This window comes from Cohnella luojiensis (assembly GCF_004564235.1).
In the GTDB taxonomy this organism is placed as follows: domain Bacteria; phylum Bacillota; class Bacilli; order Paenibacillales; family Paenibacillaceae; genus Cohnella; species Cohnella luojiensis.
Map to the genome: position 1 here is coordinate 1 of NZ_SOMN01000086.1, position 1,654 is coordinate 1,654.

Here is a 1,654-nt window from a genome sequence, read left to right on the forward strand (position 1 = left end):
TGTGTACACTTCACCTGGCGGTCTCCCGTTTCGGCGCAACACGCGATAAGAGTGGTTGGTTAAACCTTGCTCTGCTTGGACTTTCACCTCGCAAGACAAGCCGAACTTGCTTGGCGTACTAACGTTCATGTGTTCACGACGTCCCACCGACTTAAGGCGACGAAGTCGCCGGGCGCGACGCGCTTAGTCGGTGCGGATGTGTCCGGCTGATTCCGCTTCCCTGCTGCTGCCAATACTTCTCTGAACTCACATCTAACTCCTGCCGGACCGAGGGGCGAATGCCCCGAAGCGTGAACATGGTGTTATCCGAAGTCATTGTCTACTTTGAATTACTACAAATCTCTGATCTGTCTATATCCAGTTATTTGAATTTATCGTTAAGAAGTTTACAATTATTAAAATCAAATAACCTATGCTTGAAACTAATATTATCGATCGTTTTCTATTGCTTCTTAATATTCTTAAAATAAAAAAGATAGATAGCGCGACAGAAATTGTTAATATCGAGGTTAATTCAAAGTCTTCAATACCAAAAATAGAAATTGTACAAAACAATGCTGAAAATAAATAAAAAGCAAAACCAATTATATACTTCAATTTATAATCAAACTTACTAGCTTTTGTTTCAATTATCCATTCAATTAATATTGAAACTGGTATACCTACTATCAAAATGAAAGGAGCTTCAACAACAAAAACAATTGGACTTAATCTTCCAAACATTAAAGATATGAGTAAGTAACTAAATTCATAAAATAAAAAACAATATACATATTCTTTAATTCGCTTTATTGCAAACTTATGATCAACTTTTTCTTGATACAATCCTGCATTAAAGTCATGAGAACATGACCAACAATATCCATCCTCTGGATTGATACATTGATTGCATAAGAACCTTTTACATAAGTTACAACTTGTTTCACTTTCCTCTTTAACATGATAATAACAATTCATATTGAATTTCTTCCTTTGGGGTTTATAAGTTTCAAACTATGATTTCCGATAACGTCCCTGTATTCACGACGTCCATTCCCCTTAGATAGCTCTTATCTTAGGGGAATGGATGTATCTGCCTGAGTTCTCTTCCTCGAAAATACATCTGGCAGATCAAGGGCTGTATGGCCCGTAGCGCTAATATGGTGTTATGCGTTGTTCCCGACCTCGTGAAATACATTCAGTACTTAACAAAAGCGAAGCGACTGTCCTTAAAGGCCTTTTGATTATTAATATTATGGCCTTTGGTTCTTATCATGTACTTGGTTCTTATGATGTACTTGGTTCTTATGATGCCTTTGGATTTTATAATGCTCTTGGTTTTATGATGCTCTTGGTTTTATGATGCTCTTGGTTTTATGATGCCTTGGTTTTATGATGCTCCTGGTTTTATGATGCTCTTGGTTTTATGATGCCTTGGTTTTATGATGCTCCTGGTTTTTAATGTTCTTAGATTTTAATGATAATATTGGTTTTATTAAAACGGACACGCCATAATCTAGCCTTGATAAATGCTCTCGGGAATTACGCATAACGTTCTTGTGTTCACGACGTCCTACCACCTTAAAGGAGCGAAGCGACTGGCCGCGATGCGGTTAGGTGGTAGGATGTGTCCGGCTGATTCCGCTTCCCTGCTACTGCCAATTGCTACATCGAA

1 protein-coding gene is annotated in these 1,654 nt (G+C 38.1%); it reads right to left on the reverse strand.

Annotation, left to right across the window (positions count from 1 at the left end; all coding sequences use genetic code 11):
* Positions 1 to 351: 351 nt before the first annotated feature.
* Positions 352 to 957, reverse strand: coding sequence for a hypothetical protein (locus tag E2980_RS23810; protein WP_135154697.1), 606 nt, complete (start codon positions 955 to 957; stop codon positions 352 to 354).
* Between the last annotated feature and the right edge of the window lie 697 nt (positions 958 to 1,654).